Below are 22,466 nucleotides of genomic sequence, written 5' to 3'. Positions count from 1 at the left end.
GCTCAGCCGATCACGGTCACCGGGACGATCAGCTCGATCACGGGGCGCTGCTTCATCCCGTTGCCGATCAGGTCGTCCAGAGTCTGCTGTGACTGCTCGGCGGTGTCGGTGGCGATCGGGCTGTAGCGGGAGTAGGAATAGGTCGGCTTCCGCCCGCCGGCGTCCAGCGAGTACACCTTCAGCACGGCCTCGCCGGGCCGGACCTCGCCGTCGTAGAAGGTGAGACGGCGCTGATCCGGCGTCATGAAGGATTTCGAGAACTGGCGGGAAAGCACGAGGGTGTCGGCGTCGTTGACGAAGGTCGAGTCCTCGTCGGTGACGACCTGCATCGCGACCCAGGTCTTGTCGGTCAGGTTGGTCTCGGACTTGATCACCTGCCAGCGGCCGGGTTCGGGGAGGTTGACGCTGACCGAGATGTCGTGCTCGGTGGTGTCGATCGCCCCGGAGATCATCAGCACCCTCCGGCGGACGTCGGCGACCCCGGCCATCTGGATGTCACGTGCGCGCACCCGTGTGGAAACATCCAATCCCGGGAATTCAGGAGATGACATCTTTCACGCCTCCAGATCTCGACGAGCACAATTCCAGACCGGCAGATTTCCCCATCCGCAAACACTCGCAGAATTTCACGCCGAACTGGACGATGTCAAGATGAGGAACGCATGATCCACTGGTACGAAAGGCCGCCGGTACCGATGCGCGGACTGGGCCGTTCAGCGGTACCGGATCAAGAGCCGTCGAGGTCTTCGGCCCATGCCGCGGCGGGCGTCCCGTGCTCCAGCGCGCCGATGTAGACGATCTCGAACGAGGAATCGGTTCGCTTGAGCCCGATCCGAATGACGAGATCGTGTTTCACCAGAATGATGAACTGCTGCGGGTCACGACGATCTCCGAAAATGTCGTAGATGAGAAAGGCGGATCCGTCGGCTACCGCGAAGAGCGCTTCGTAGATAACATTGCGATCGGCCTGCGGAGCATTGATCGCCCATTCTTCCAACACCTGCAAACCGGACGTGAGCTGGAGGCGCATAGCCATCCGGAGGCCTCCTCGTGGTCTGGCCGGGTTCGCGGGCGATCTTCACCATTCTCGCGCGCGCGATACCGGGTGGTCTTCTTTGTCCGTGCTGTCGTACGGGGGTGAGCTAGTTGTAACCGAGGACGATGTGCTCGGCCGGGAAATCGTTTTCGGCGGCCTTCCTCGGCTCCGGGACGAACACCGTCGTGCCGGCCTCGACGGCCCCGCGCGGGTCGAGATCATCGGTCACGACCCAAATTCGCACCTGCGCCGCCATGGGGTTCTCCTGACCTTCGATGAACGACTCACTTGACAACAAGGATGGACCCATCCGATCGGGGGCCGGTCGTGACGCGATCGAGGACGCCGTCGCGCGCGATGAGCAAAGGAAAAGTCGCCGGTGACGGGGTGCCGGTAGTGCCCTTGTGGTACCCCGAAACCCAAGGAGCGCGCCATGACCGAACGTCTCGACCCGTATGAGCTCTACGCCGAAGACGAGCTCGACGTCGATTTGCTGGGCCTGTCGTGGCCCGACCCCGCGGTCCCCGAACAACGGGACCGGCAATGAGCGCGGCGGAGCGGCAGCGGACCTGCGCGGCCTGTGGCGGCCCGTTCGCACCTGGGGAGCGAACGGGACTGGAAACGGTGATCGACGGAGGGATCCTCTACGTCGCCGTGCACATCGGCCACAGCACGTATCCACCTCGGCGGGAGATCGAGGCCGCGCGACGGATCGCGTAAGGAGACGTTGCGAAAGCCACTTTCAGGACGTCCGATGTCCCGAAAGCGGCTTTCGCGACATCAGGCGACGCGGCGGCAGGTGGGCGTTCGGTACAGCTGGTCGTGAGTGGCGTTTCGGGTTCTACCGAGGGGTAAGGCAAACGTGGCATGCCCCTCGCAACTGTCCACGAAGGATGCAAACTCGCCATTTCGGTCCGATTTGGGCGCTTTACACTGGGGTCGTGAGTGGCAATGATCGTTCTAACCCTCTTTGCCACTCACGACCTCCGCGAGAACCGGACATAACGACATCAACCGGATGCGTGATCGGCGCACGTTGTCCCTTGTGGACACTTTGTGCCGAGTAAGCCCGCAAGATCACGCCACCTTTGCCTTACCCCTCAATAGACCGAAACCTCCTCTCACGACCAGCACAGAACGCGCAGCGCGACCGTTTCGCGCGCGCTCAGCGCAGCGTCGACGTACGCCAGGTCGGCGCGGCAAGCGGCGACCAGGCCGGCCGGGCAGGCGTCACGGCCGGGGGCGCGGCCGAAGCCGCGGCGGTGAGGACGGCGACGAGCGCCGCCAGTTCGGCGTCCTCCGGGTTCCCCCGCAGGATCCGGAAGACGGGCGCACTGTCCATTCCGGACGATGACATGGGCTCCCCCGTTCAGATGGGGTGGTTGCCGTGCTTGCGCTGAGGCGCGGCCTTTCGCTTGTCCTGCAGCATGTCCAGCGCTCTGGCGATGGCGGACCGGGTGTCCGCCGGGTCGATGATGTCGTCGACCAGGCCGCGTTCGGCCGAGTACTGCGGGTTCATGAACTCCTCCGTGTACTCGGCGACCAGGCGGGCGCGCAACGCGTCCGGATCGGGTGCGACGGCGAGATCCTTGCGGAACAACACGTTCACCGCGCCCTCGGCGCCCATCACGGCGATCTGGTTGGTCGGCCACGCCAGGGAGAGGTCGGTCCCGATGGACCGCGAGTCCATCACGATGTACGCGCCGCCGTAGGCCTTGCGCAGGATCACCTGGACACGCGGCACGGTCGCCTCGCAGTAGGCGTGCAGCAGCTGCGCCCCGTGCCGGATGATCCCGGAATGCTCCTGCTCGACCCCCGGCAGGAAGCCGGGGACGTCCACGAGCGTCACCAGCGGGATGCTGAACGCGTCGCAGAACCGCACGAACCGCGCCGCCTTCTGCGATGCCGGCCCGTCGAGCACGCCGGCGAACACCACCGGCTGGTTGCCGACCAGGCCGACCACGCGCCCGTCTATCCGCGCGAGCGCGCACAGCACGTTCCGCGCCCACGACTCGTGCAGCTCGAAGAACTCGCCGTCGTCGGCCAGTTCCGAGAACACGTCACGCATGTCGTAGGGCCGGTTCGGCTCCACCGGGACGAGTTCGGCGAATCGCGGCCGCCGGTCCTTGCCCGCGTCCCGCGACGGCTCGCGGGGTGCGGGATCCAGGTAGTTCGACGGCAGCAGCGACACCAGGTACCGGACGTCGGCGAGGCAGCTCTCCTCGTCGTCGTGCACCACGGTCGCCACGCCGGACGACGCGCCGTGCACGTCCGCGCCGCCCAGTTCGTCGTGACTGACCCGCTCCCCGGTCACGGTTTCGACGACGTCCGGCCCGGTCAGGTACATGCGGGCGGTGTCGCGCACCATGAAGACGAAATCCGCGAGCGCGGGCGAATAGGCCGCCCCGCCCGCGCACGGTCCCAGCACCACGCTGATCTGCGGAATGACACCGGACGCCTCGACCTGGCGGCGGAAGATGCCGCCGTAGCCGTTGAGCGCCATGACGCCTTCCTGGATCCGCGCTCCCCCGCTGTCGTTGAGCCCGATCAGCGGCGAGCCGGTGGCGATCGCCAGATCCATCACCTTCTGGATCTTCGCCGCGTGCGCCTCGCCGAGCGAACCGCCGAAGACGGTGAAGTCCTGGGCGTAGACGAACACGCGCCGTCCGTCGATGGTGCCCGAGCCCGCGATGACGCCGTCGGTGTACGGCCGGTTCTCCGCCAGCCCGAGCCCGCTCGCCTGATGCCGCCGGTACAACTCGACCTCGGTGAAGGAATCGGGGTCCAGCAACAGATCCAGGCGTTCGCGCGCGGTGTGCTTGCCGAGCGAGTGCTGCCGACGGACGCCGTCGAGCCGTCCGTCGACGATATGCTCGCGCAGTTCGTCGCGCTGGGTGCGCAGCAACGGCATCGTCGGTTCCGGTGGGTGCACCGGTTCGGCGCCGCGGGCGAGCGGGATCACCTGCCCGTCGGTCGGACCCGGGCCCCGAGGGCGCCGCAGCCGGTCTTCCGGCAGCGGCACCACCTCGGAGTCCTCCGCGCGCTGAGCGCCCGGATCGCCCTGCAGGGTCACGCCGCCTCCCTCAAGCGGGCCTCCCGGTCGAGCTCGTCGAGTTCGATTTCGCGCACGATGTCGCGCCAGCACACCCCCCGCCCGAGCCGGGGCATCGTGGTCACCACGGGCGGCCGTTCGGCGATGGGCGCCGGGGCGGGGGTGGTGGATTCGTTGACGGTCATGACATTTCCTCTCCCTTGGTGACCACTCAGGCCGATGCCCGTATCCGGCCGTCGACCTGGTGGTAGCCGCCGCTGTAGAAGACGAGCGAGTCCTGCGCGGTGCCGCGGCTGGAGGCGACCACCTTGCCGAGGAAGATCGAGTGGTCACCGCCCTCGTAGACCTCCGCCAGCTCGCATTCCAGCCACGCCAGCGCGCCGTCGAGCAGCGGGGCGCCGGTCTGCGGGCCTGCCGTCCAGTCCACCGTGTCGAACTGCGCGAGCCCGGCCGGGCGCCGCCAGTCGGCGAAGTACTTCGCCAGTTCCTTCTGGTCCGACGCCAGCACCGTGACCGCGTACGAGCCCGCCGTCACGATCGCCTCGTGCATCCGCGCCGCGCGGGAAACGCAGCACAGCACCATCGGCGGCTCCAGCGAGACAGAGGTGACGGCGTTGGCCGTCATCCCGTGTGCCCGTTCGCCGCCCGCGGTCAGCACGGTGACGCCGGTGGCGAACTGGCCCATCACCTCCCGCAGGCCCGCCTGCGCGGACAACCGGCGCCGGGCGACGGGCGTCGGCAGCCGTTTCAGCACCGGCCGCGACGGTTCCTCCAGCGTGCCCACGTCATTCCCCCTTGCCGTCGACCGCGTACGGGGCCAGCGCCTCACGCAGCTGTTCGGGCACCCGGCTGGGCACCGTGGCCGTGTTCGGGCCGCGCATGCACGCGATCCGCTGCCGTCCACGGGCCACCAGCCGCTCGCCTTCCCCGGTGAGGTGGACGTAGTCGAAGGTGAACTGGATCTGGGTCTGGGTCAGCTCTTCCAGCCGCAGCCGGATGGACAGCTCGTCGAACGCGGTGATCTCCGCGTAGAACTCGCAGTCCACCTTGAGCGTGAACAGCTTGAGGTCGTGGCGGACCTCTTCGAGCACCGCGGGCGCCTTCTCCTTCAGGAACATCTCGCGGCACCGGCCCTGCCAGCGCACGTAGTTCACGTAGTAGACGTTGCCCACCAGGTTGGTCTCTTCGAATCCGACCGTGTGGAGGATCTCGTAGTAGTCGGCCATGTCAGCTCTCTTCTCCCTGGAGCACCGCGAAGACGACGGGATCGGTCCGGTCGTTGACGGTCGTCACCCAGGTGGCGATGCGGGCGACACCGTGGGAAAGCACCGCCCAGCCGTCCGGGTCGACCCGGTGCACGGTGAGCGCCTGTGTCATGTCGCCGGTCTTGCGCACGCATTCCAGCGCGCTCCAGACCCTGGTGTGCGCCACCGAAAGCGGCTCGCGGGCGTCCGCGGCCAGCAGCTCGCCCACCGCGAGCAGATCCTCGCCGAGCAGGCCTGCCCAGTCCTCCGGTGTCCGTTCGATCGCCGTTTCGACGTCGCACGCGATCCGGCCGCCGCCCGCGATCGCCAGGGTGAGGTCGGCGCTGTGCGACGCGCTCACCTCGACCCCGTCGGCCTCCGGTTTCCCGTCCGGGCGGTAGCGGATCTCGAGCGGCGCGTCGACGGCGCGGCCGGCGGCCAGTGCCGTCTGCGCCCGCCGCTCCGGCGTGGTCTCCACCGGAACACCCACCGGATCCGGTTCGACGACGATCGCGCGGGACGAGCCGAGCAGCCGTTCGACGGAACGTTCCAAATAGGACCCGAGCATCGACGGGACCCAGGGTCCTTCACCATCGCGTTTGCGCACCGCGCGCAGCTTCAGCCCCTCCCACCGCTCGACCAGCTTCCCGTCGGGGTTGCGGACGTCGAGGTCGTAGACGTAGCTGTCGCCGTCCTGCGAACGCTCGCGGGCGTCGAGGAGCACGTACTCCGGGTGCTGCTCGCCGGGTTCGGCGAGGTACAGCCGCTCGATCCCCTGCGGCAGCAGGGTCGCGTCCGGGACACAGCACTGGATCGCGTGCATCATCGCGTCACGGGTGCCCGGGTCGGCCAGGAGCTGTTCCTGCGGGAGGAACGGTGCGAACCAGTCGACCTCGGCGCCGGTCGCGATCTCCGCGACCGCGTGCCGCGCGCTGGCCCGCCGGTATCCGGTGACCCGCTGGAATCGCTTGCCCTGGAACAGGACCGTGCCGTAGAGCTCGGTCGTCGGATCGACCGGGACCGGCGGCAGCGCGACGTCGCGGGCGACGGTGTCACCGAGCGGATCCGGCCGGGAGAAGCTCAGCCGGGCCCGGAAATGGTCGGCGCTGAAACCGGTCTCCCCGCTGCGCAGCACCACGTCCACCGTTTCGGCGTCCCTGGCCAGCGCGGCGAGCCGGATCGTGGTCGCCCCGCCCGGCGAGACGATGATCGGGCGCAGGAACTCGACGTCGGAGAACACCGGCGCCGGCAGGGTTTCCGCGCCCAGCGCGGCCTTGGCGACCTGGGTCATCGCCTCCATGCCGATCACCGCCGGGAACAGCAGCTGACCGTCGAGCAGGTGGTCGGCCAGATACGGGTCGCTGCCCGCGGACAGGTCGGCCTCGGTGATCAGCTCGACCCCCGGGTAGTGCACGACGGCGCGGTCGACGAAGCGGGTCAGCGGCAGTTCGCGCTTCTCCACCGGCAGGGTCGCCAGCCCGGCGGTCCGGCCGCAGACGACCAGCACCGACGGGGCGGCAGGGTCGCCGACGACCTGGCGGAGGATCTCGATGCCCTCCTCGGTCGGGATGGGGGTGATGCCGTCGCGCATCAAAGCGCTGACCACACCGAGCTTTTCGCCCATCCCCGTCCCGGACCAGACCGACCATTCGAGCGCGATCGCCTTGGCCCGCGGGTGTTCCCGGCCGAAGCGCACGGTCAGTTCGGTCATCCAGTCGTTGGCCGTGGCGTAGTGCGCCTCACCGCGCAGACCGGCCCTGCCGATGATGCTGCCGAAGGTCACCAGCAGCTTGATCTTGTCCTGGTCGACGGCGTCGAGGACGGCGTTGAGACCGCCGATCTTCGGGGCCAGCGTCTTGCGGAAGCTCTCCTCGGTCAAGGAGAACAGCGCGGCGGGCTCGTTGCGGCCCGCGCCGTGCAGCACCGCGGTGACCGGGCCGAATTCGGCCTGCACCCGGCCGATCGCGTCGGCGACCTGCCTTCCGTCGGTGACGTCGGCACGCTCGTAGCGGTAGGTGATACCCGCCGCCGCCATGCGGCCGAGGTTCTCCGACAGTTCGGCGTCGTCGGCCGGATCGCTCCGGCCGAGCAACGCCAGTTTCGCGCCGGAATCCTTGGCCAGCGCCAACGCGCTCTCGGCGGTGATGCCCTTACCGCCGCCCGTGACGAGCAGGACGTCGCCGGTGCCGAGCGGGGTGCCTTCGGCCTCGGCCGGGGTCAGCGCCGCGAGCTTCGGCGCCGTGCGGACTCCGGCGGTGTCGTAGCGGACTTCGCTGAAGTCGGTCGTCGCCGCCACCTCGGTGACCACAGTGGACACCGCGGCGTGGAGGGCTTCGGGGTCGACGGGGTCGAGATCGGCGAGGTCGACGATCGTGGTGCGGGCCGAGGGGTCCTCCAGCCGGAGCGTCTTCGCCAGCCCGGAGGCGCCGAGACCGTGCTGCACCACGACGAAGCGCGTGCCGTTGGGCGCGGCCAGCACCGCCCGGCCCGCGTCCAGGAACAGGCCGACGTCGCCGGAACCACTGTCCGCGTTCAGGCAGAGGAGGACACCGTCGCCGACGCCCGCCGTGGCCAGTGCCGCGCGCAGCGGCTCCGCCAGCGGATGACCGGCCGGGGCGAACGCCGTCCATTCGGCGGTGGAGATGCCCGTCGCGAGATCGGGCGACGGCTTCGGCGCGACGACGTACTCCACCGCGAACGGCCGGACCCACGGTCCGACGCCGGCGACCTCGGCCTGGTTGCTGTCGGCGGGTTTGGCGGTCTGCGCGAGTTCGTCGATCATCTCGGCGAGTTCGCCGAGGCAGACGGTCGCGAAGTTCGGCATGCCCTCCAGCGCCGGACGGCCGAGCGCCCTGGTCACGTCGTTGACCAGCTGGCCGACCGTGATCGAGGAAAGGTGCAGATCGTCGAGGGGATGCGTGTCGGCGGTGACCGCTTCGAGCGGCAGCTCGACCCGCTCGGATGCGAGCTTGCGCAGCAGATCGAGAGTGCTGCTGCCGCTGCTTTCCGATGCCGTTCCGGCGGCCGCCTCGCCCGCCTCGGCGACCCGGTCGCGGGTCAGGACGGCGCCGATCGACGGCGCGGCCTCACACGGGCTGGCGAGGAACGAGAACTCGCCGTCCGAGGGCAGGGCCCGCACGACGCGGCCGTCGAACAGCGCGGACGTCTCCAGCGGCGCGCCGAACGCGAACGCGGCACCGGCGACCTTCAGCACCGGAGCGAGCGTCAGGCTGTCGGTGTCGATCGAAAGCGCCGGGGTGCCGGGCGCGATCGTGTCCAGCAGTCCGGTGAGCACCCGGCCGGGGCCGACCTCGATCACCAGGTCGCTGCGCTCGGCGACCTTCGCGGCCGCCTCACGGAAGCGGACCGGCAGGACCACCTGGTCGCGCAGCAGATCGCGCAGGTCTTCGGCGGCGTGCAGGACGTCACCGGTCACCGTGGAGACGACCGGCCGGTCGAGCCGGGCGAAGTCGAACGCGGCGAGTTCCTCGGTCATCGCCTCGGCGGCCGGGACGACCGCGGGCGAGTGGAAGGCGTGCGAGACGTTGATGCGGGCGGCGTTGACCCCTTCCGCACGGGCACGGGCGACCACGCGGTCGATCGCCTCCGCAGGTCCGGAAAGGACGGTCTGCTCGGGCGCGTTGTAGCCCGCGATGACGACCTCTTCGCCCTCGGCGAGCCTCTCGGCGACGCTCGGCGTGTCCGCGATCGCCGCCATGGCACCGTCTCCGTCGCTGGCGGTCGCCATCACCCTGCCGCGGATCTTGGCCAGCTTGAGCACCTCGCGTTCGGTGAGCGCGCCACCCCAGTGCAGGGCGGTGAGCTCGCCGAGGCTGTGGCCCGCGACCGTGCCCGCCTCGATGCCGAGGCTCTTCAGCACCCGCAGCCCGGCCAGCGAACCGGTGACGATGCGCGGCTGCGCGACGTCGGTGGCGACCTGGTCGGCGCCGGTGGACAGCTTCGCGGCGCGGTAGATGTCGTCGACGTGCGCGAAGCGTTTGCGCACCGCGCCGACCCTGCCCTGCCCGGAACCCTGGCCAGGGAACAGGAAACCGATCTTCGGGGACTGGGAACGGGAGCCGGCGAAGATGCCTTCGTTGGCGGAGAAGACTTCCGGCTCCCCTTCACCGAGGAGGTCGAGGAGTTTGGCCAGTTTGCGCTCGGCGTCGTCCGGGCCGGCCGCGACGATCGCCGCACGGACCGGTTTCCCGGACAGTTCCGCCGAAAGCGTGCCCGCGAGGTCCGCGAGCTCGGCGAACGACAGCTTCGGCACGATCTCCAGCAGACCGGTCACCCGGCCGCGCAGCGACGCGGCGTCGTCGGCGTCGAGGAGCAGCAGTTCGCTGTCCTGCCGTCCGGCGACGAGCGACCTGGTCCGCTCGTCGAGTTCCTTGCGCCGGGCCGCGCCAGGCGCTTCGGTGACGGTGACGTGCGAGTTGATGCCGCCGAACCCCATCGCGGAGACACCGGCGCGGACCGGCTGGTCCGAGGGCCACAGCCCGGCCTCGGCGGGCACGTACATCCGCGCGGAGTCGCCGACCAGCGACTCGTGCGGTTCGTAGTGGCCGGTCGCGGGCGGGATGACCTGGTGGTAGACCGCCAAGGTCGCCTTGATCAGCCCGGCGACCCCGGCCGCGGCCTTGGTGTGGCCGATGTTGGCCTTGATCGTGCTCAGCGCGGCCCGCTCGGCGAGCGGGTCGGCGTCGCGGCGGGCGGTGGAGAGCGCCTCGATCTCGGTGGCGTCGCCCAGTGCGGTCCCGGTGCCGTGGCCCTCGAAGTAGGAAACGGTCTCGACGCCGTAACCAGCCTTGTCGTACGCCCGCTTGAGCGCGAGTCGATGACCCGAGGCCTCGGGGCGGGTGATTCCGCCCTTGCCGTCGGACGAGACACCCCAGCCGCCGATGTTGGCGTAGATCCGTTTGCCCTGCGCGATCGCGTCCTCCTCGCGCATCAGCACGAGCATTCCGGAACCCTCGCCGGGCCAGAACCCGTTGGAATCGGCGTCGTAGACCTTCATCTCGCGTTTGGCGAGCGCGCCGGTCTTGGCGAAACCGATCACCTCGAACGGGTCGATCGACAAGTCGACACCGCCCGCGATGGCGACGTCGAGGTCGCCTTCCGAAAGCGCGTTCGCCGCCGTGACCACGGAAAGCAGCGACGACGAACAGGCACCGTCCACAGTGAACCCGCCGCCGCCGAAGTCGAAGAAGTTGCAGACCCGGCCGGCGATCGTGTTCGCCAGCCCGCCCGCGAGCGTGTCCTCGTCGATCTCCGGGAAGGGGGCCTTGTACTGCGCCTCGAGATCGTGGAGGAACTCGGCGGTGTCGCCGTCGGCCCAGCCGCGCTCGGCCAGTGCCGCCGCGACCGTGCGGCGCACGTACGGCCAGCGCAGCCGCATGATGTTGGCGCGCGAGAACTCGCCGGTGAGGCTGTTGCCGATGACCACGCCGGTGGCGGGCCTCGGCAGCCCGTCGCCCTCGGGGAAGCCCGCGTCCGCCAGCGCCTGCGCGGCGACGTCGAGGGCCAGCCAATGCGTGGTGTCGGTCGAGCGGAACGTGCTGCCCGCGACCTTGTACTTGATCCGGTCGAACTCGTAGTCGCGGAGGACCGCGGCCTTGTTGGCGTAGAAACGGTCCGGCGCCTTCGGGTCGGGCGAGTAGTAGTCCTCGCGGTTCATCCGCTCGTCGGGCAGGCTCCGGAACGCCCGGCGGCCGGCGAGGACGTTCTCCCACAGCTCTTCCGGGGAACCGGCGTCCGGGTATCGGAGACCGATACCGACAATCGAAATCCGCTCAACGCTCATGCCACCGCACTCCCCTAGCTCTCAACCACTCAAGTTCACGGAATCCGGTCCCAGCGCCGGCTCTGTCCCCAGATACGCGGCCGCCGTCCGTTCGCGCAGTCCGGTCAAGCATGAACCGGAGGCGGACTCGGAGTCTTCTCTCATGTTGTTGAACGGAATCGGTCATCTGGCCGACTGACCCGGACCTACGACGACGCGAAAGCCACTTTCGCAACGTTGAACGTTGCGAAAGTGGCTTTCGCGTCACAAGACCGGCAGTACGCCGCACTAGCCACGAAGCGGGGCGACCGAAACGGCACGGGCCGCGGCCGTGAAACTCGCCCACCCCACCAACTCGACCAGCTCCCGATCCCCCAGCCCCGCGGCCGCCACCAAAGCGTCGTCCACCTGATAAGGCGCCTTCGCGACCACCAAGGCCAAGCGCACCGCGGGATCGTCGAAGGCGTCCACCCAGGACCGGCTCAACCCGGGCGGCGCACCGTCCCAAGTGGACAGCTCCCGTTCCATGACATCCCGCACGGACGAAGGCACCGGCAACGCGGCGAACGCCGACGAAGCACGTGAGAACGCGTCCTCGACCACAGGATTGCCCGCGGCCCACGCGAAATCCCGGGAGCCCACCGGCAAGAGCTCCAACGAGTCTCCCGGCGAAGCCCCCGTCACCGGCCGAAGGAATCGCCCCAAGACGGCCTTCGCCTTCGCGCGCGCCGAATCCGGCACGGTCGGCGGCAGCGGTGACGGGCCGAGGAAAACGCTCACCACCCGGTTCAGGTAGTGGAACGTGAACGCGACCGCGGTCAGCTCCGCACGGGCCCCGGCCGAAAGAGCCCGCGCGAGAGGATCCGCCACGGGACGGCCCTCGACGATCGCCGCGGCCTCCGCGGAGCGCCCGAGCGAGTCCAGCGCCATCCCGTGGACCTCGACGCAGTACGGACACGAGTTCCCTCGCGACACCAGTGTCGCGACGATCTCCCGGTCCGCCCGGCTCGTCTCCCCCGCCGCCACCAGCGATTCCCGCAGCATCACCCAGCTCGCCGCGAGCACCGCCGGTGACGGCGAATGCACCGCGACCGGCGGGGCCAGCATCCCGAAGTCGCGTTCCAGCCGACCGTAGACGTCACGCACGAGCCCGGTCGCCCGGCCGAAGGGAACCGGCCGGACGTACCGGGCTTCACGCACCGCGCGCCGCAGCGCGAGCCTCACCAGCACGGGTGCCACGCTCAGCTCCCGGCCACCAGCGACAGCTTGCCGACCGCGCGCCGCCCGGTGATGGAGCCGTCCGGAGCGGGGGCGCCATAGGTGACGTCGACACCGCGTGCCTGCAACGCCCGCACGATCCCCGGCACCGAACGCTCGGCCAGCGCCGCGATCGTCATCGCCGGGTTCACCGTCAGCGCGCCCGGCACGGAAGCGCTGTCGGTCACGAAGATCCCGGGGTGGTCGCGGAGTTCGTGGTTCGGGTGCAGCGCCGAGGTCGCCGGGTCGTCACCGATCCGGCACGAAGCCAGCGGGTGCACGGTGTACGCGCCGACGACGTCGTTGGTCCACGGCGCCACCTTCGCCAGGCCGTCCTTCTCGAGGATCTCCTTGCACTCCGCGTCGGCCAGCGCCCAGCCGTGCCGGGTGTTCGGCGTCGGGTCGTACTTCAGCGGGCCGCGGCCGAGCATCTGCTGCGAGATGCGGTAGGCGTTGCCGGTGGGCGGCGGCGCGCCGAAGACGCCCTCGTTGTCGTCCTCGGTCATCAGGAAGATGGTCAGCCAGGAGGCCCACTTCTTGAGGATCTCCTTCTTCTGCACCCCGAACCAGCGCGGTTCGTCGCCGTCCGGCACCTGCGCGAGGATGGTGCCGAGCCCGGGCGGGAAGTACAGCTGCTCCAGCGAATACCGCTCGTACTCCGGCAGCGAACCGTCGAGCTTGTCCCAGTTCGCCACGGTCGGGCCCTTGCCGATGTGGTTGGCCTCGTAGACCTTCCCGTCCTCACGGGACAGTCCGAGCACCTCGCGGACGCGCTCCTCGTTGATGATCGCGGTGTTGAGCCGCTCCCCGTTACCCGAGAAGTACCGGCCGACGGCGTGCGGCATGGTGCCCAGCGCGGCCTCCGAACGCTGCAGGATCACCGGCGTCGCGCCGGCGCCCGCTGCGATGATGACGACCTTCGCGTCGATCGTCCCGCTTCCGGACTGGAGCCGGTAGTCCTCGTCGTCCACGATGGTGAAATGCACGCGATAGTCGCCGTCGTCGATCCGCTCGATCCGCTGCACCTCGTGCAGCGGCCGGATCTTCGCGCCGTGGGCGAGCGCCGCGGGGAGGTAGTTGGTCAGCAGCGAGCGTTTCGCGTCGAACCGGCATCCCGCCATCATGAAGTTGCAGTTCACGCACCGGTCGTTGTCCACCGCGACCGGCGCGGGGTTGGCGGTGCGGCCGGAGTGGTCGCAGAAGGCGGCCCACAGCCCGCCCGCGTAGGAGACGTCGTTCCAGTCCTGTGTGGACACCGGCAGCGACTCCGAAACCCGGTCGTACCAAGGCTCCAGCGTGTCGCGTGTCAGCGCCGACGGCCACATGCGACGGCCGATGCTGCCGTGCCGCTCGAACACGAACTTCGGCGCGCGGGGCATCGCGGCGAAGTACACCACGCTGCCGCCACCGACGCAGTTCCCGCCGAGCACGCTCATCCCGTCGCCGACGACGAAGTCGAAAGCCCGGGTGTAGGACGAGCCGAGCAGATAGTCGTGTTCGAAGTCCTTAGTCTCCAGCCACGGCCCGCGTTCCAGCACGGTGACCTTCGCCCCGCCCGCGGCCAGGTGGTAGGCGGGGATGGAGCCACCGAACCCGCTGCCGACGATGACGACGTCGGTCTTGTCGTAGGCGGTCATGCGGGGCTCCCGGAAGGCGTGGTGTCGGGGTGGACTCGGGCCAGTTCGCGGCGGTAGGAGAACTTCGGGAACCGCCACAAACCGTCTTCGTCCGGCGCGGTGTACCCCATCGCCAGCAGACCGGGGTGGCCCTCGGCGATGGCTTCGGCGGTGTGCTTGTGCGCCGCGCTGTCGAAGGACATGTTGCAGAACAAGGCGAGGCTGACCCAGCCGTCCTTCTCCGGATGCCCCGGCGCGGTCAGCGACCGCACGAGTGCCGTCCTGTCCGCGAAGGACAGTGCGACGAACGGCGGAAGCGACTCGTCCAGCGAGACCTCGTTCTCCTTGGCGTAGACCTTCGCGTGCTCGTTGAGGGACTGCGCCAGATACGGCAGCCCGACGGTCACCCCGGTCGCCTCGGTGTGCAGCAGTTCGAGCGCGCCCGCCACGACCGCGCCCGGTCCCGGCGAAGCGCCGGCGATGGCGTGGTCATCGGGGAAGCGCTTCTCCCCCGGCACGATCGTGTCCGCGTAGGCCTCCAAAGTGGACACCTCGACCTGTTCGTCCGAATCCACGGAACCTACCTCCTGTTCCTGGTGTGCACGGTCATCGGCAGCCCGCCGCGCACCCGGAGCGACAGCATCGCCTCGGGAACCACGTCGTAGCCCGGGAGCTTTCTGAGTTCGAGGTCGCGCAGGACCATCGTCAGCACGAAAACGGCCTCCATCACGCCGAGGCTGTTGCCGATGCAGAACCGCGGCCCGGCGCCGAACGGGATGTAGGCGTAGCGGGGCCGCCCGCTCGGCCGGTCCGGATCGAACCGGTCCGGATCGAACTTCTCCGGCTCCGGCCAGTACGCCGGATGCCGGTGCAGGGTGAAGGGCACGACGACGACGTCGGATCCGGCAGGGATGTGATAGCCGCCGATCTCGTCGTCGTCCTGCGCCACCCGCGGCAGCAGCCACACCGGCGGGTACAGGCGCATGACCTCTTCGACGACCCTCGCCGTGTACGGCAACCGATGCAGATCCTCGTGCGTCGGCGACTGGTCGCCCAGCACCGCGTCGGCCTCGGCACGCAGTTTCGCCGCGATCTCCGGATGCTCGTCGAGCAGATGGAACGCCCAGCCCAGCGTGCTCGCCGTCGTCTCGTGCCCGGCCAGCAGCAGCGTGATCAGCTCGTCCCGCATCTGCTCGCGGGTCCCGTCGGTGGCGATGAGGCGTGAAAGCACGTCCTCGCCGTTCTCGACCGGGTTGGCCAGCCGCTGCTCGACGAGTTCTTCGGCGATGCGGCGGAGGTCGGCCCGCGATTCCCGGAACCGCAGCTGTTTCTTCAGCGGCGCCCATTGCGGGACCATGCTCAGCGTCACCGCTTCGAACATCGCCTGGTCCTGCACGGCCTCGAACGAGTGCCCCAGCGACGTGAACCCGCCGAGATCCGCGTCGAGCAAGGTCTTGCCGAGCACCCCGAGGGTCAGCCCGGTCATCTCGTGCAGGATCTCCACCGGTCCTTCGGTGTCCCGCAAGCGTTTCACGAGTCCTTCGACCTCGTTCGCGACGACAGAGGCCTGCCGCGCGATCCGCTTGGGCTGGAACACCGGCTGGATGGTCCGGCGCTGCTTCTTCCAGACGTCGCCGTCGCTGGTGAGCAACCCGTCGCCGAGCGCCCGCCTCGCCTCCTGGAGGCCGATTCCCTTGTGATAGTTGGCCGCGTTGTCCGCGAGCACGTGTTTCGCCAGGTCGGGGTGGTTCACCAGGTACATCGTCTTGGGACCGATCGCGATCCGGACGACGTCCCCGTGTGCCTCCGCCGAGTCCGACATGAGCGCCAGCCGGTCGGTGAAGAGCTTCTTCAGCAGACCGAAGGTCGCTCGGCGCGGCGGGCCGGGCGGCACGAGACGCGCCGCCCGGCTGCTTTCCGCACCGGGAGTCATGCCGCCACGGCCCCGGTTTCCGTCTCCGGCTTCTCGGCCGGCTTGGGCAGGGACGTGACCTCCGCCGCCTTCGCCTGCTCGGCCTCCCACTTCTCTCCTGCCTTCTTGGAGAAGTGCAGGCCCCACAGGAACACCCCGCGGATGAGGCAGACCAGCGCGGTGGCGAGGAACAGGCCGTAGGACACGTGCACGATCATGAAGAACCCATACGCCAGCGCCACGCCCGAACCGAACAGGATCTGCGACGCGGGCTTGGACGGGGTCGTCCCCGGGTCGGTGACCATGTAGTTCGTGTAGAGCACGAACGCCACACCGGTCATCATCCCGAGCGCGCCGGGGATCGCGGTGTCGAACACCAGACCACGGATGATCGCCTGCAGCGCGAAGGTGATCAGCCAGGCGCCGATGAGCCACATGCGCTGGGTCAGCATCGCGTTGAGCACGGTGCCCGAGATCATGATGATGCCGACGATCAGCCAGCCGACCCACGAGTCGACCTGCTCGGTGAAGTGATACGGCGGCGCGATGCTCGCCCACGGGAACACCAGCAGGATGATCGTGATGCCGAAGTTCGACGGGTTCATGTAGTGGCGGAGCCGTCCCCGCACCGGGGCCTGGAGGACCCACTTGGCGCCGACGGCGACCACGACGCCGAACATCATGACCAGCACCTGGTCGTTGACGTAGGTGAGCATGTTCAGCGCGAGACCGGTGATATGCGCGGGGAAGAGGAATTCCACCAGTCCCTTGAACCCGTTGCCCCGGAAGCGGACGTCGCGTCCCTGGACGCGGGCCCCGATGATCTCCAGCAGGATTTCCGTGGTGTACGCCGTGGCCAGCGCGATGAACGGATAGGTGTAGGGCTGCTCGAAACCGAGCACGGTGTAGCCGATGATGTTGAAGATGGTGATCGAGATCGCGAACCGGCGAAGGGCCGTGATCGTCTTGTTGCTCTTCGGTGCCGTGAGTGTCTGCTCAGCCATGACGGTCATTTCTCCTTAGCCTGAGCGCCGAGCTGGAACGTGTGGTCGCCCGGGGTCAGCTGGACTTCCTGCGTGCGGATCTGCCCGGTCAGGTCCCGCCACTGCAGGCAGACCTTCACCGGCCCGGTGACCTTGCCCAGCCCGATCTGGATCTCGTGGCTGCGCTTGCCGGAGTGGCCGCTGCCGCCATCGACGCGGTCCATGTACTTCTTGCCGTCGGGGGTGACGACGGTGACCTGCGCGCCGATCGCCGCGGTCCCCGCCGCCTTGAGCGGGCCGTCCGCCGAAGCCTTGTCGTGCACCAGCTTCAGGTTCAGGTACGACCCGGTTTCGGGGCTGACGTTGTGGTAGAAGATCGGCTGCTCCCACTGGCGGGCCACGGCGAAGTCGAGCTTGCCGTCGCCGTCGGCGTCACCGGTGGCGATACCGCGGGTGGGCACCGGGACCGCGAGACCGAGGCGCGGGGCCAGGTCGGTGTAGCGGCCGTCGGAGCTCTTGGCCCAGAAGTGCAGGGTGTGATCGCCACCGACGTCGTCACCGGCGACCATGTTCGGCCAGAAGTACGGGTGCTTCAGCAGTTCGTCGTTCGACGTCGCCAGCTCCTGCAGCTGCGGCCAGCGGTTGACGTCGCCCTTGACGAAGCCGGTCGCCTGGGTGATCACCGATTCGCCGCTGTTGTTGTAGTCGGCGATCTTGACGTCCCAGCCCCAGCCGGACCAGGCGGTGCCCGCCTGTGCGCTGCGGTCCACCCACGGCGCCTCGCCGCCCTGCAGACGGCCACGCAGATCCGCGGTGTCCTTGGCGGTGTTCATGAACTGGAAGTGGCTTTCCTCGATACCCCAGGACGTCGTGATGTTGCTGACGTACAGGTCGTAGAGACCGTCATGGTCGAGGTCGGCGAAGTCGACGCCCATGCCCTTGAAGGAGTCGTTGCCGATCACCTTGGACTTCGGCTCGTTGGGCCCGCGAATGCCCTTCACCTCGGCGAATTCGACGTGACCGGGGCGGGACTTGTTGTACAGCAGGCGGTCGTGGCCGAAGTCGTTGCCGATGTAGAGCTCGGGCAGGTTGTCCCCGTCGACGTCGGTGGCGCTGGCCGCCAGCGACCAGCCACCCTGGGAGTCGGCCGGGATCGCCTTGTCGTCGCAGACGAACGTGGCCGTCGGCTTGGCGCCCTGGGTGGCGCCGGTGAACCGGAAGATGTACTTGCCGCCGGCGTTGTCGGCGTGCGACATCGACTTGTTCATCTCGACCCCGCCGGAGACGCGGTCGTCCAGCACCGCGCTGTCGGGGAAGTAGTTGCCGATGAAGATGTCCTGGTGGCCGTCGCCGTCGAAGTCACCGACCGAAGCGGCGTTCGTGTTCCACAGTGGACCGGAGTACTCGCCGTTCTTGGAGTTGTTGCCCGGCACCAGTTCCACCGGCTCGTAGGCCTTCGGCTCCAGCTTCGTGGCACCCGGCTTCGCGAGGAACAGGATCGGCGTGCGGCCCCAGTAGTAGGCCAGCAGGTCGACCCGGCCGTCCTCGTTGTAGTCCGCGGGAACGCAGCCCATGGGCGCGATGTACTTGCCCATCGGCAGCGGCGCCGCGTCGAGCGCGAACGGCGCGTACCGGTCCCCGCCCTTGCCCGGCGTCGGGGTGATCACCAGCTGGTCGCTGCGCGGGTCCACGAAGCAAAGGTCGTTCGCGAGCTTGTCGCCGTCGAGGTCGTTGACCGCGATCGCCGCGCCGACCGAGGAGATCCAGGCGCGGATGTGCTCGTACTCCTTGTTCACCGTCCGGATCGACTGGCTCTTCGCCGCCTCCGGCAAGGCGATCGTCAACGGCTCGAACGCGTACTTCGAAGCCATGGTGTCGGCCTCGGCGGTCGAGACGGTGGGCAGCTGCGCCACCACGAACAGTCCCGCCATCAGCACCAGCGCCACGATGCCCGCAAGCTGCTTGCGGAGCCAGCCCAAGGTCGCGGTCATTTCCCTGCACCTCCAGAGTTGAGAACCTCAGCGGCGATGCGCTGTCGCCAGGTTTCGAATGCCGGGAGTTCGCCGTCGACCACGGTCGCCGGGCGCACCTCCTGGGTGATGGCCGCGGCCCGCTCGGCCGGCAGCCCGCAGATCGCCTGAGTGGCGACCTCGGTCTCGGGGATCAGCAGCCCGGCGCGGACGCGGGCTTCGGCGGCGAAAGCGCTGCCCTGGGCGAGATTCCCGCGGTGCTCACCGGCGAATTCGGCCAGTTTCAGCAGTTCGTCACCGGTGACACCGCACGCGTAGGTCGAGGCGAGCCCGATACCGGCGTAGAGGTCTCCGTGCCGATACTCGGGGAATCGCGCGACCGTGTCGGCGACCAGATCGACGTCGGTACCGCAGATGAACCACAGCGCCCGCCCGATGCCCTGGTCGATCGCCCGCAGCGCGTAGCCGCCGTTTCCGGGCGGCCACGAGAAGTCCGGGTCCTGGAACTGCCCGTCGACGTACTTCGCCGTCTTGAAGTAGGCCTGGTGGAAGCCGTAGCCGTCGAGCACCAGCCAGCGCAGCAACGGGTCGAAGTCCTCGGCGGACGGCCAGCGGAAGCGCGGCAGGCGCGCCATCGCCCAGCCGACGCCGACGTAGATGATGTAGTCGTGCTTCTCGCCGGGGCCGTCGAGGAATTCCTCGATGTGACGGCGGCCGCCGCCCGGCAGCCCGTCCAGCATTCCGTACCCCATTCCCGCGCCCTCGTAGGCGAAGCCACGGTATTTCACCGGAATGCGTTCGAGCCATTCTTCCGCCTGATCAACGGACCGTGCTTCGACCGCGTGCGCGTAGCCGAGCAGGAACTTCTCACCGACGGTCTCCAGCAATTCCTGAGCGGCCGGGCTCTTCTTGTGGAAACCGCGCTTGTCCAGTGACGTCTCGGAGACGTCCGGCGTGATCATGCGACGTCTGATCGTGCGCCAACCATTGCCCAACGCACTCTCCCCCTAACGGGTGGATTCGAATTCCGGATTTCCTCAAGGCTCACATGCGTGATGATGACGCGACCACTCCACGGTTGCGCCCGCGGTTCTCCCGGTTTGCGAAATCGGGAGACCGCGGGAATAACCTCGCCTCAGGCCACCGCGCGGAGGTACTCGGAAGCGGGCATGGTCATCCGGTTCCCGGCCGAGCTCGGACCGCCGGCGAGGGTGATCGCCATCGGCGCGTCGGTCGGGCGCGGGGCGCGCATGGGCATCCGCAGGTGAACCCTGCCGTACCGGGTCATGTCGACGCGGCCCGGCAACGTGCCCATGGAGAACGTGGAGGCCGCGGTCCCGGCGGCGTGCTCGGCCACCCCGATGACGGTCCACCGCCCCTCAGGAACGTTCTGGATCTCGATGTCCGCGGACAGGACGTTCGCCCTGCCGCCGAAGGCCACGGGACCACACTGCGGGATCGACTCGGCGAACAGTCCGATGAGGACACTCGCCGGGCCAGCCCCGCGCGGGGTCTCGACCCGCACGCTGAGCGTGCCGGTGCCGCTGCGCATGGTGGCGCTGCCCATTCCGGCGCTGTGCAACGCTTCCAGGGTCGGGAGGCGCTGGAAATGCGGGGCCAGCGCGACGAGCAGTTCGCCGACCTCGGGGTCGCGGTACTGGGTCGGGGTCATCCCGACCGCACGGGTGAAGCGGCTGGTGAACGTGCCGACACTGCTGTAGCCGACGCTGCACACGATGTCCGACACCGTCAGCGATGTCGTCAGCAGCAGTCGTTTCGCTTCGAAGAGCCGGATCGCGGTGAGGTACCGGCCGGGGGTGACCCCGGTCGCCTTGGTGAAGATCCGCGAGAAGTGGAACGGGCTGACGAAGACTTCCGATGCCAGGTCGCCCAAGGTGATCGGGTCGAAGTACCTCGCGTGCATCGATGAGATGGCCTGCAGCACCGCAGGTTGCAAGGGGGGCGCCGGCTCGGGGGGCCGACCGGGTTCGGTGACGCCTTTCTCGTTCGCCGCCATGGCGACTGTTCGTAGCTGCATCAGACCAACCTCGGATTCGCTGTCGCTTTTCCTCTGTACGCCAGCAAACGCGGTGCCGATTTCGGTGTGCTCGATGAGCGATCGAGACGCAAGCCACTCAGACGAGGAGGTCGAGGACGCACTCGCCGACACTGACCTCGGCGGGCCAGTCGAGCTTGAGCGCGCGGTCGACGCGGTCGCCGGCGTCCACCGGGACGGCGTGTGCGGCCAGCCCCATGGCGCGGGCGACGAGGTACAGCGTCTGTTGCAGCGCACCGACGTGCGCCAGCGTGGTGGCGTACGCGCCGCCACCGAGGACGGACGCCATCCGCGGCATCCGCGCGGTCACGGTGATCAGCGCGGACGGCCGCCGATGGTTGCCGCCGCCGATCATCGCCATGTCGAGCATCGCGTCGAGGTCGGCCTCGTCGGCGTTGACGAGGCCGAGCCGATGCTCCAGCGGGTCGTAGTGGTAGATCCCGCGGTCCAGCCCAGAGCACCGGTTGACCGAGACGTACAACTCGAGTTCGTACAGGCAGGCGACGCTGAAATACGGCCGCTGCGAAGCACTGTGGGCCGGCCCGTTCGGCAGGTGCGCGGGCCCGATCGACCGGATCCTCGCGCCGCGGAACAGGAATTCGCCGATCTGCTCGGCGGTCAGCACGCCCTCGGTGAATTCGGGGCAGGTGTGATCGTGCTCCAGCAACGCCGTCAGCGTCGGATCGGTCTCCGCGCGGTCGGCCAGATCGGGCCGGTACAGCACATGGACCGGCCCGTCGCCGGAGGAAGCCTTGACCACCGGCGGTTTCCCGAGCCCGGGCAGGTCCGCCGGGCCACCGGGCCGCCAGGTGCGGCTGGTGGTGTGGAACGAGAGTTCGTCCGGGGACCACAGACCCAGTTCGGGATCGTCGTCCTCGGCGAACCGGCCGTGTTCCCCGGCCACCTGCACGACACCCGCGGCGACCAGATACGACACGATCGCGCCGACCACCGAGGCGTCGATCCCGGTGGTGGACACGATGTCCCCGACCGATTTCGCCGTCGCCAGTGTCGCCGCGACATGCACCGCCCACGGCTGGGACAGCACGACGCGATAGCGCGCGGACGGCGACTCCAGCCCCATCCCGTCGGCGTCGGACCGCAGGGAACTGAAGCGGGACAACCGGATCGGGCGCGTGGGCGGGATCTCCACCGGCGCGAACACCGGGGCGAGCACGACCGGGATCACCGACAGCAGCGGTCCCCTGCCGTCGGCGAGCCCCAGCGAGCGCACCACGGAACCGCCGAGTTCCTTGAGCGCCTGCCGCAGCGCGTCGGCGCCTTCGGCCGTCCAGCTCAGCTCGCCTTCGAGATCGGGCTCGCGCTCGACGGGCTCCCACGAAGACGTCACGTTCGCCAGCGAGACCGGCCCCAAGGCCATCCGCCGCAACGATTCCAGCACCAGCGGTTCCGCGTTGACGAACTCGTACTCCCCCCAGCGGGTGACGACCACCAGCGAGCCGTCCTCACCGATCTCGACGAGGCTGTCGTCGGTGAGCGACCACAAGGGGATCGTTTCGGCCATGCCGCCGGGGGGATCTGTCGTCAACGGTCGCTC

At 68.9% G+C, this 22,466-nt stretch carries 19 protein-coding genes; 1 reads left to right on the top strand and 18 read right to left on the bottom strand.

What is annotated here, in order from left to right; translation table 11 throughout:
- Positions 1 to 2: 2 nt before the first annotated feature.
- From ACSMFO_RS10840 to ACSMFO_RS10830, 3 genes are all read right to left on the bottom strand, one after another.
- Positions 3 to 488 carry a DUF6423 family protein gene (locus ACSMFO_RS10840; protein ID WP_038524120.1) on the bottom strand — a complete coding sequence of 162 codons (486 nt, stop codon included), beginning with the start codon at positions 486 to 488 and terminating at the stop codon, positions 3 to 5.
- A gap of 239 nt (positions 489 to 727) precedes the next feature.
- Entirely contained in the window at positions 728 to 1,036 is a 309-nt protein-coding gene (locus ACSMFO_RS10835; RefSeq protein WP_038517455.1) for a DUF6235 family protein, read from the bottom strand.
- A gap of 106 nt (positions 1,037 to 1,142) precedes the next feature.
- Complete coding sequence (locus ACSMFO_RS10830; protein WP_436458384.1) at positions 1,143 to 1,292, bottom strand: hypothetical protein; 150 nt, start codon at positions 1,290 to 1,292, stop codon at positions 1,143 to 1,145.
- Between the two features lie 287 nt (positions 1,293 to 1,579).
- Here ACSMFO_RS10830 and ACSMFO_RS10825 point away from each other — a divergent pair, with 287 nt between their 5' ends.
- Positions 1,580 to 1,756 carry a hypothetical protein gene (locus tag ACSMFO_RS10825; RefSeq protein WP_436458383.1) on the top strand — a complete coding sequence of 59 codons (177 nt, stop codon included), beginning with the start codon at positions 1,580 to 1,582 and terminating at the stop codon, positions 1,754 to 1,756.
- A 445-nt stretch (positions 1,757 to 2,201) separates the two neighbouring features.
- On the opposite strand, the gene ACSMFO_RS10820 is transcribed toward ACSMFO_RS10825, so the two are convergent.
- From ACSMFO_RS10820 to ACSMFO_RS10750, 15 genes are all read right to left on the bottom strand, one after another.
- Entirely contained in the window at positions 2,202 to 2,378 is a 177-nt protein-coding gene (locus ACSMFO_RS10820; RefSeq protein WP_360087342.1) for an acyl-CoA carboxylase epsilon subunit, read from the bottom strand.
- Between the two features lie 27 nt (positions 2,379 to 2,405).
- Positions 2,406 to 3,947 carry an acyl-CoA carboxylase subunit beta gene (locus tag ACSMFO_RS10815; protein WP_436458778.1) on the bottom strand — a complete coding sequence of 514 codons (1,542 nt, stop codon included), beginning with the start codon at positions 3,945 to 3,947 and terminating at the stop codon, positions 2,406 to 2,408.
- Positions 3,948 to 4,105: 158 nt separating this feature from the next.
- The gene (locus tag ACSMFO_RS10810; RefSeq protein ID WP_167551722.1) at positions 4,106 to 4,273 is read right to left on the bottom strand and encodes a DUF6222 family protein; all 168 of its coding nucleotides are present in this window, start codon (positions 4,271 to 4,273) and stop codon (positions 4,106 to 4,108) included.
- A gap of 26 nt (positions 4,274 to 4,299) precedes the next feature.
- Complete coding sequence (locus tag ACSMFO_RS10805; RefSeq protein ID WP_073846383.1) at positions 4,300 to 4,872, bottom strand: flavin reductase family protein; 573 nt, start codon at positions 4,870 to 4,872, stop codon at positions 4,300 to 4,302.
- A gap of 1 nt (position 4,873) precedes the next feature.
- Positions 4,874 to 5,314: an acyl-CoA thioesterase gene (locus tag ACSMFO_RS10800; protein WP_038517464.1), complete on the bottom strand. Its 441-nt coding sequence runs from the start codon at positions 5,312 to 5,314 to the stop codon at positions 4,874 to 4,876.
- Position 5,315: 1 nt separating this feature from the next.
- The gene (locus ACSMFO_RS10795; protein ID WP_436458380.1) at positions 5,316 to 11,135 is read right to left on the bottom strand and encodes a type I polyketide synthase; all 5,820 of its coding nucleotides are present in this window, start codon (positions 11,133 to 11,135) and stop codon (positions 5,316 to 5,318) included.
- 267 nt (positions 11,136 to 11,402) lie between these two features.
- Positions 11,403 to 12,353: a carboxymuconolactone decarboxylase family protein gene (locus ACSMFO_RS10790; protein WP_436458378.1), complete on the bottom strand. Its 951-nt coding sequence runs from the start codon at positions 12,351 to 12,353 to the stop codon at positions 11,403 to 11,405.
- Positions 12,354 to 12,355: 2 nt separating this feature from the next.
- On the bottom strand, positions 12,356 to 14,008 hold the full coding sequence (locus ACSMFO_RS10785; protein WP_395871995.1) for a GMC family oxidoreductase N-terminal domain-containing protein: 1,653 nt from the start codon (positions 14,006 to 14,008) through the stop codon (positions 12,356 to 12,358).
- Positions 14,005 to 14,562: a DUF5987 family protein gene (locus ACSMFO_RS10780; RefSeq protein WP_436458376.1), complete on the bottom strand. Its 558-nt coding sequence runs from the start codon at positions 14,560 to 14,562 to the stop codon at positions 14,005 to 14,007. The genes ACSMFO_RS10785 and ACSMFO_RS10780 overlap by 4 nt, the downstream gene beginning before the upstream one ends.
- Positions 14,563 to 14,567: 5 nt before the next feature.
- Entirely contained in the window at positions 14,568 to 15,920 is a 1,353-nt protein-coding gene (locus ACSMFO_RS10775) for a cytochrome P450 (RefSeq protein ID WP_436458375.1), read from the bottom strand.
- The gene (locus ACSMFO_RS10770; RefSeq protein WP_436458373.1) at positions 15,917 to 16,912 is read right to left on the bottom strand and encodes an enediyne biosynthesis protein; all 996 of its coding nucleotides are present in this window, start codon (positions 16,910 to 16,912) and stop codon (positions 15,917 to 15,919) included. The genes ACSMFO_RS10775 and ACSMFO_RS10770 overlap by 4 nt, the downstream gene beginning before the upstream one ends.
- On the bottom strand, positions 16,909 to 18,873 hold the full coding sequence (locus tag ACSMFO_RS10765; RefSeq protein ID WP_436458371.1) for a CRTAC1 family protein: 1,965 nt from the start codon (positions 18,871 to 18,873) through the stop codon (positions 16,909 to 16,911). The genes ACSMFO_RS10770 and ACSMFO_RS10765 overlap by 4 nt, the downstream gene beginning before the upstream one ends.
- Entirely contained in the window at positions 18,870 to 19,826 is a 957-nt protein-coding gene (locus tag ACSMFO_RS10760; RefSeq protein ID WP_436458777.1) for a DUF1702 family protein, read from the bottom strand. The genes ACSMFO_RS10765 and ACSMFO_RS10760 overlap by 4 nt, the downstream gene beginning before the upstream one ends.
- A 161-nt stretch (positions 19,827 to 19,987) precedes the next feature.
- Complete coding sequence (locus ACSMFO_RS10755) at positions 19,988 to 20,869, bottom strand: helix-turn-helix transcriptional regulator (protein WP_038517485.1); 882 nt, start codon at positions 20,867 to 20,869, stop codon at positions 19,988 to 19,990.
- Positions 20,870 to 20,987: 118 nt separating this feature from the next.
- Positions 20,988 to 22,433: a SagB family peptide dehydrogenase gene (locus ACSMFO_RS10750; protein ID WP_436458776.1), complete on the bottom strand. Its 1,446-nt coding sequence runs from the start codon at positions 22,431 to 22,433 to the stop codon at positions 20,988 to 20,990.
- Between the last annotated feature and the right edge of the window lie 33 nt (positions 22,434 to 22,466).

Origin of the sequence: Amycolatopsis sp. w19 (assembly GCF_051373225.1) — a bacterium.
GTDB lineage: Bacteria > Actinomycetota > Actinomycetes > Mycobacteriales > Pseudonocardiaceae > Amycolatopsis > Amycolatopsis japonica.
Note: the sequence above shows the minus strand (reverse complement) of the source record. Positions and strands in the feature narration are given on the sequence as shown.